Annotated in this window: 8 protein-coding genes; 2 read left to right on the forward strand and 6 right to left on the reverse strand. The window is 63.1% G+C overall.

Annotated features, from left to right (window positions below; all coding sequences use genetic code 11):
* On the forward strand, positions 1 to 246 hold a 246-nt coding region (locus VF497_RS13975; RefSeq protein WP_330889740.1), incomplete at its 5' end, for a DUF1501 domain-containing protein.
* A 22-nt stretch (positions 247 to 268) separates the two neighbouring features.
* Here the strand turns inward: VF497_RS13975 and VF497_RS13980 are convergent.
* The 4 genes from VF497_RS13980 to VF497_RS13995 all read right to left on the reverse strand — a co-directional run bounded on the left by VF497_RS13980 (position 269) and on the right by VF497_RS13995 (position 5,902).
* On the reverse strand, positions 269 to 1,033 hold the full coding sequence (locus VF497_RS13980; protein ID WP_330889742.1) for an AIM24 family protein: 765 nt from the start codon (positions 1,031 to 1,033) through the stop codon (positions 269 to 271).
* Between the two features lie 105 nt (positions 1,034 to 1,138).
* Positions 1,139 to 3,985, reverse strand: coding sequence for a TonB-dependent receptor (locus VF497_RS13985; RefSeq protein WP_330889744.1), 2,847 nt, complete (start codon positions 3,983 to 3,985; stop codon positions 1,139 to 1,141).
* Between the two features lie 183 nt (positions 3,986 to 4,168).
* Positions 4,169 to 5,221 carry a beta-propeller fold lactonase family protein gene (locus tag VF497_RS13990; protein WP_330889746.1) on the reverse strand — a complete coding sequence of 351 codons (1,053 nt, stop codon included), beginning with the start codon at positions 5,219 to 5,221 and terminating at the stop codon, positions 4,169 to 4,171.
* A 144-nt stretch (positions 5,222 to 5,365) separates the two neighbouring features.
* The gene (locus tag VF497_RS13995) at positions 5,366 to 5,902 is read right to left on the reverse strand and encodes a DNA-deoxyinosine glycosylase (protein ID WP_330889748.1); all 537 of its coding nucleotides are present in this window, start codon (positions 5,900 to 5,902) and stop codon (positions 5,366 to 5,368) included.
* A 196-nt stretch (positions 5,903 to 6,098) separates the two neighbouring features.
* Between VF497_RS13995 and VF497_RS14000 the strand changes: the two genes are divergently transcribed.
* Positions 6,099 to 6,326, forward strand: a complete 228-nt coding sequence (locus VF497_RS14000) for a CsbD family protein (protein WP_330889750.1) — start codon at positions 6,099 to 6,101, stop codon at positions 6,324 to 6,326.
* An 89-nt stretch (positions 6,327 to 6,415) separates the two neighbouring features.
* Here the strand turns inward: VF497_RS14000 and VF497_RS14005 are convergent, their stop codons facing one another.
* Both VF497_RS14005 and VF497_RS14010 read right to left on the reverse strand, forming a co-directional pair.
* Entirely contained in the window at positions 6,416 to 6,958 is a 543-nt protein-coding gene (locus tag VF497_RS14005; protein ID WP_330889753.1) for a peroxiredoxin, read from the reverse strand.
* 43 nt (positions 6,959 to 7,001) lie between these two features.
* Complete coding sequence (locus VF497_RS14010; protein ID WP_330889755.1) at positions 7,002 to 7,529, reverse strand: DUF1801 domain-containing protein; 528 nt, start codon at positions 7,527 to 7,529, stop codon at positions 7,002 to 7,004.
* Positions 7,530 to 7,580 lie beyond the last annotated feature (51 nt).

Raw genomic sequence — 7,580 nt, forward strand, 5'->3', positions numbered from 1 at the left:
CGCGGCACCGACCACGGCCACGGCTCGGTCTACTGGGTGCTCGGCGGCGGTATCGACGGCGGCCGCATCGCGGGGGAGCAGCTCAAGGTGCAGCAAGCGACCTTGCTGCAGAACCGCGACTACCCCGTGCTCAACAACTACCGCAGTCTGCTCGCGGGCATGTACCTGCGCCTGTGGGGGTTGTCACCCGCGCAACTGGCCGCGGTGTTTCCGAATGCCAAGGCCGCCGATCTGAGACTGGTGTGAGTGGCGGCGTACGCGGCGAACGTCAGTTCTTGAACATGCCGCGCAACACCGCGCCGGCAATGCCGCCGGCGATGCCGGTCTCGACGTTCTCGACGGCTTCGCTCGCGCCGATGTAGGGCTGCAGCGCATGCGCGAGGCCGGGCACGGTCAGCGTCTGCAGCCAGACCTTGCCGGGTCCGGTCAGGCGCGCGATGAAAAGCCCGTCGCCACCGAACACCGCGTTGGCGAAGCCGCGCATCAGGGTCACGTCGAAATTGACCGTGCCCGCGATCATGCCGACATGACCCGGGTGTACTTTTATACTCTCGCCCGGGGCCAGATCGTAGACGACGGCCTCGCCGCCGAGCTCGACCCAGGCCGTGCACGGGCCGCTCAGCTTCTGCATGACGAAGCCATTGCCGCCGAAGATGCCGGCGCCGAGCGAACGTTGGAAACCGGTCGCGAGCGAAACGCCTTCGGTCGCGCAGAGAAAGCCGTGGCGATGGATCAGATAGGATTCGCCGGCGCCCACGTCGATCTGCTGGATCGTGCCGGGCACCTTTGCCGCGAACGCGATGACGCCCTGGCCACCCGGCGCGGAATACTCGGTCATGAACAACCCGCCACCCGAGAATGCGCGGCCGAGCGCGCCCCAGATACTCTTTGCGCCGGCGGTGAATGCGGTCGTGCGCATCTGCGCCGCGTCGGTCATCCACGAGAACTCGCCCGGCTCGGCGACGATCTTGTCGTTGCCTTCGAGACCGATTTCGAGAACCGGCATGGTCGTGCCGGTGATCTTCGCTTTCATGGCTACCCCCGTCATTGGACAGGTCGGGAACTTACTCCGCGCCGCGTTAAGACCGACCAGTGCGGTGGTCACGGTCCGTCGCCGCGACCACCCCGCAGGGGACACTCAATAGTCGAACGAAACGCCTAGCTGGTACGTGCGCCCATAGAACTCGCGCTGGATCGGGCGGTTCGACGTGCCTTCGGTGAACTTCAACTTGGTGTTGCTGAGGTTCTTCGCGTTGAAGTAGACCGACAGGTTCTTGGTGAAGCTGTAGGAACTGCCGAAATCGAGCGAGGTGCGCGGTTCGGAATAAACGTCCGTCGCCGCCGAGCCGCCGATGCCGAACAGGTTGCGCGAGATGTAGTAGTAGCCCAGACGCAGCGCGAGGCCATCGCGCTCGTAGAACGCCGTCGCGTTCACGGTGTTCTTCGAAGTCGAAGGCAGCGGCTGGCTTTCACCGGGGCGAATGTCGAAATTCGAATCGACCCAGGTCCAATTGAAACCGAGACCGAGGCCGTCGAGCACACCCGGCAGCTGCTTGAAACGCTGCTCGTAGTTCGCTTCGAAGCCCCAGGCGCGGGCCGAGGGAATGTTCTCGAAAGTGTATACACGCGCGGCGCCGAGGAAGCCGGCGAACAGACCATTGTTCGGAAACGTCTTGGTCGTGACGAGATTGGCGATGTAGTTGCTCAGTTCCTTGTCGAACAGGCCGAACGAGGCGATGCCGCCGTCGTTCAGATAGCTTTCGATCGACAAGTCGTAGCTTTGCGCGGTGATCGGCTTCAGGTTCGGGTTGCCCTGCGTGACGATCCCCGCACCGGGATCGACGTTGATTGCCGCGCTGACCTGATTGAAGCCAGGGCGCGCGATCGTCGACGAGAACGAGGCGCGCACGATCAGGTCGTCGCGAATCTCGTAGCGCGCCTGAGCGCTCGGGAAGAAATTCAGATAACTGGACGTCGACGACACCGGCACGACCGAATTGATCACGGTATTGCCGCTGGAGTCCTGCGAGGTCGAAACGCCGTTCGCGTCGTACCTCGCATGCGTGTTCTCCACGCGCACGCCGGCGATGAAGCTCAGCTTGTCGAAGCCGAACTGGTATTGGCCGTAGGCTGCATAGACGTCTTCCTTGTCCTTCGCGTACTGCGACAGGCTGTTGACGGTGTTGTTGATCGATACCGTCGGCTGCAGTCCCTGCAGCAGCTTGCGGATCGCATTCATGTCGATCTGCGGCCCGTTCTGGTAATGACCGTCGTAGAAGGTGATGCCGGAGCCGTAGTCGGCCTGGGTCAGCGGAATCGACGGAATGTCCGCATAGGAATTCTGCGTGCCCGAGGCGGTGCGGTCGCGCAAGCGGACATTGAAGCCGAACTTGACGTTCTCGTCCGCGAAGCTGGAGAGCTGCGTCGGAATCTTGTAGTTCACGTTGAACGACGATTCGTGGTCGCGGATGTTCTGCGTGCTGTTGACGATCGAAGCGAGGTTGTACAGGCTCGGATTCAGCGGCGTCGCGCCGGCCGTCGAGAAGCGCGGGAAGTTCGGATCCGTCGTGTTGTCGTAGGTGACAACGCCATCGGGCGTCGGATAATTGAAATCCGAGTTGTAGTCGTAAGGCTTGTTGAACGAACCGCGTGTGTAGCCGACGCGGTAGTCGAGCGTGTTGTCGCCGATGACGTTCTTGCCGCCCATGGCGAAAACCTTGTTGTCGATGTGCTCTTTCTCGTCGCGCAGGGTCTTGTCGAAACCGCCGTTGGCTGTCGTGTCGATCAGACCGTTCTTGTTGGCCGGATCGACCGTCGGGTTGCCGTCGAAGTTGTAGATCAGGCGCTGGCGGTTCACGGTTTCCGTATAACCCGCGTCGAAGCCGCGAATGTAGTACTGGCTATCCGCATCGGGCTGGTACCCAAGATCGAGGCCGTAGCCGTGGCGCTTGCGGTGGTAGAGGTAGTAGCGCTGCTCGAACGCGGCGAAAGCCTTGTCGGGAGTCGTCGGCTGATTGTCGACGTAACCCGCTTCGACGTCGTCGATGCTGCGCTTGTTCTCGTAGTAGGCAACGGTCGCGACGATCGAGAACGGACGGTCGGCGTAGGCCGGAATCGCCTTGTCGTCGTGGCTGCCGAAGCCGAAGCGGCCGCCGACGGTGGCCGAAAAATCGCTGATGCCGGTGCCACGTTCGTCTTCGCGTCCTGTACCGAGGTGCCCCTCGGCGAAAGCGGCTGAATCGCGCGGCGCCGTTTTCGGCGTGATCTCGATCGTGCCGCCGAGCGCTTCGGCATCCTGTTCGGGCAGGTTCGTCTTGGTCACGGTCAGTGCGCCGATGAAGCCGGCCGGGATCGCATCCATCGCCACGGCGCGACCGCCGCCGAACGGCGAGGCGTTGTTCGACGGCGGCAGGCGCAGGCCGCCGAACGTCGTGCTGTTCAAGTCGGAATCGAGCCCGCGGATATTGATGAAGCGGCCTTCGCCCGTGTCGGTTTCCAGCGAGATGCCGGGAATGCGGCGCACCGCTTCCGCAGCGTTGACGTCGGGCAGCTTGCGGATTTCCGCCGCCGTGGTCAGGTTGACCAGGTTCGGCGCATCTTCCTGCGCGGCGCGCGCGATCGTCGTGGTCGTGCGTTGCGCAAGCACCTTGACGCTTTCCAGCATCGCGACGTTCTGGTCCAGATGCAGATCGGCGCGCGCCACGCCGTTGTTGACCGCGACCCGCTGCGTCGAGCCGACCTTGCCGTCCGCAAGCAATTCGACCGTGTAGGTTCCGGCCGCGAGGCCGCTGAAGGCGTAGTTGCCGTTGTCGTCGGTCGTCGTCGTCGCGCCGGTTTCACGCAGGCGAACCGTGACGCCCGCAACGACGCGCTTGTCGCGTGACGCGTCGACGTGACCGGCCAAGTCGGCGGCGAGAACGCCGGAAGGAACGAGGAACAGAGCAAGTACGCCCGCCGCGCAGGCGGTGGTGAGGGTCGACGACATGGGAGAAGTCCTGAGGGCGAAGGGATGCCCACGACCAAACTCCCCAGTCAGCCGCAGCTGCCGACAAGCTATCCGGTAAACGTTTACACTTTATTACGCACCATTTAAAAGATTACGACATCTGCACGAGTCCGATCCTTGCTCCGCCGGCGATGCCGATGGGATGTGGTCCGCACTGCGCATTTACGGCTGGTCGGCAACGACGAGCACCTTGAAGCTGCCATCGAGCACCGGCGCGCGCGGATGCGGCTGCTCCTTGGTCGGCTCGGGTTTCGGCCCGAACTTGGCGGCAACAAGATAGACGTTGTGGCTTTGCGGATCGAGCGCGAGCGTGCGTGCGCTCGCCTCGGTGGGCACATTCGCCGCGACACGATAGTGATCGGCGTCGTCCTGCTTGACGATGGTCAAGGTGCCGTCTTCGCCGTTGGAACTGAACACGAGACCGCGCTGCGCATCGTAGGCGGCGGCATCCGGTCCCTTGCCGATCTTCACTTCGGCGACGCGCTTGCCGTTCGTGCTGTCGGTGACGACCATGCGCTCGTTCTGGCAGACCGAAAACAGACGATGATGCGCCTCGTCGAACGCAAGGCCGGAGGGGTCTTCGCATTCGGCCAGCTTCCAGCGCGCCACGAGCTTCGCATTGCGCGAATCGATCTGCGCCAGCTCGCTCGTATCCTCGATATTGAAGAAGACATGCCCCTTGTCGTCCGTCGCCGCGAATTCCGGCTTGCCGCCGACCGGAATCGTGGCGACCAGCTTTCCGGTCTTCGGATCGATCACGGTGACGTCCTTGCTGCGTCCGTTGAACGCGAACAGATGCGCGCTCGCCTTGTCGTAAAGGATCGCATCGGGATTGTGGCCTCCGGCCGGGATCGTGCCGATGGGCTTGAGCGTGGTGAGATCGAATACGGTCAGGTTGTCCGCGCGGCCGTTGCTCGTGTAGCCGCGGCCCAGCTCGTGCACGATCGCGAAACCATGTACGCCTTCGGTACCGGGAATCGTTGCGGCGACCGTGCCGTCGGCCAGGTTCACGACGAGGGAACGGTCGAAGCGGCTGACGAACAAATGGCCTGACTGCGGATCGGCGAGCAGGTAGTCCCAGCCGCCGGGACCGCCGATATCGTACTGCTTGACGACAGCATACGCGGCGTTCGTCGCGGGCGCCGCAGCCTGGGCGGAAAAGACGACAGCGAGGCTGACGGCCGCGGAAAGCACACTTGCCGAGAATGCACGCATGGGACGACCTCGTGTAGTGAAGAAGATGCGGAACTTAGCCGGCGTCGATGACACCACGATGCCAGCAGCGCAATCGAGGCGCAGTGCCTCCGTGAACACTTTGCAGTCTGGCGCAGGACGCGTTTGTTTTTTCCTAATCGGCGTTCAGCCGCTCTTGGCGTAACCCAGCAAGACGCGCCATTGCGCGAATTTCGCCGCGCGCGGAATCGATGCATTCGCCGGGCTCGTCGACGGCAGCGCGAGCACATCGATGCGTTCGCGCAACGCGGCACCCAGCTTCGGCTCGATGTGCCGACGGAACCCTTCGGCCGCCTTGCCGCCGTTGAGCGCGATCGCGCGGATCGTAGTCGCACGCGCGAGCAGCTGCGGAATCGCGTTCGGCACCTCGCTCGCCTTGACGATGCTGCTGTCGAGGCTGCCGGGCCGTTCGACCTGCCGGTAGACGTCCCAGATGCCGATACCTCGCGCGTGCAGGCGCGCGATGCGCTCGGCGTAGGGCAACTCGCGGCCCGCATCGAACAGCTCGCCCATGAACGTCCAGAACAGATTCTGCGCATGGCCATAGGACTGGCGCAGTTCGAGCGAACGCAGCGACGGCACAGTCCCAAGCACGAGCACGCGGCAGCCCGCACCGACCTGCGGCGGAAAACTGGCGACCTTGCGGGAAACGGATTTCTGCACGAAAGAATACTTTTATACAAGTATATTTATTCCATCACGCTCGGTCATGTTGATGAACCTTAGGCGAACGCGCGAACCGATAACCGGGGATTAACACCGATCTAATCGGCGCTTCACTTCGCCTGCGTAACATGCTCCGAGCGCCACTATGGTCAGAGGATAGCGGCGTACTTTCCATCCCCAACGGAGAAACATGGTGAACGCAGACATCATCCAAACCAACTGGACCCGACTACGCGGTCCGATGCAGGAGAATTGGAGCAAGCTGACCGCCGCCGACCTCGCGCGCGCGGACGGCGACCATCAGTATCTGGTCGACCGGCTGCAAGTACGCTACGGTTGGCAAAAGGACAAGGCCGAGCAGGAATGCTCGATGTTCGAGCAGCACATGCAGGGCGCCATGAAGCGGCAACAGGCCGCCTGATCACGCAGGCGCAACCCTCCTCTCATTGCAGGCAACCCAACGATGCGGAAGCCGCGCACATATTCACCGCGCGCCTTCCGCATCTGCTTTCAGGCACCGTTCTTCAGCGCAGCGAGATCGGCGAGCACCTGGCCGGAATTTTCCTTCGGGTCGACGCCAACGTAGTGCTTGGCGACCTTGCCGGCCGGGTCGATGAGGAAGGTCTCGCGCTTGGCGTAGCTCATCTTCATCTTTTCGCTGTAAGTGAGCACACCATAAGCCTTGGCGGTCACCTGCGTGTTGTCGGACAGCAGCGGGAACGGCACGTGGTACTTCTCGGCGAACGCCGCGTGCGACTTGATATCGTCGAGGCTGACGCCAAGCACCTCGGCACCCGCCTTGCGCAGCTTGAGCACATCGTCGCGGAACGTGCAGACTTCGGTCGTGCAGCCCGGCGTATCGTCCTTCGGATAGAAATACAGCACGACCCATTTGCCGTGATACTGGTCGAGGGTGCGCCAGTCGCCCTTCTGGTCCTGCAGCTTGAACGTGGGCGCGGCGGTGCCGACGGCCGGCGCGGCTTCTTCGGCATGAACCTGGAACGCAATCGCGGCAACGGTGACGAGGGCGGCAAGACGAAAACCGATTTTCATGGCAAATCTCCGTGGAGGATGAGTAGCAGACCGGCGCACGCGGCTATTTCTTGCGTGCCGGCTTCGCGGCCGCGGATTTTGCCGTCGGCGCCTTCTTCGTGGCGACCTTCCGGACTGGCGGAGCCGCCTGCGCACGCACGCGTTCGTACAGCTCGATGTACTCGTCGACCGACATGCCCGCGATCGAGCGGGCCAGCGCCGGCAGGGGCAGATCGGCGAGCGACTTGAAGCGCAGGCAGGACTTGCCCATGTCGAGCTTGAGTCCTTGTTTCGCGAACGCCTCGCGCAGCGCCTTGTCCCGCGCCGGGTCCATGTAGGCACCCATCAGATACAACGAATACTTGTCCTTCTGCGCAGCCAGCGCGACATAGCCCAGCGGCTGGCCGTTGTAGGTGTGCGGGTAGCGTGCGAGCGGAATGCCATAACACAGCATGCCCCAGGCCAGGGTCTCCTCGTAACCTTGTGGCAGATTCTCGCGGATCAGCGCGCGCAGGCGCGCGACGACCTCGCGCCGCGCGGGCGGCAGTTCGGCCAGATACGCTTCGACACCCGTGGCGGTACTGCGCGGCATCACAAACCTCACTTCATCTGCAGCAGATCCCACTTGTTGCCGTACAGATCC

The sequence above is a fragment of the Rudaea sp. genome, from assembly GCF_036383415.1.
Taxonomy (GTDB): Bacteria; Pseudomonadota; Gammaproteobacteria; order Xanthomonadales; family Rhodanobacteraceae; genus Rudaea.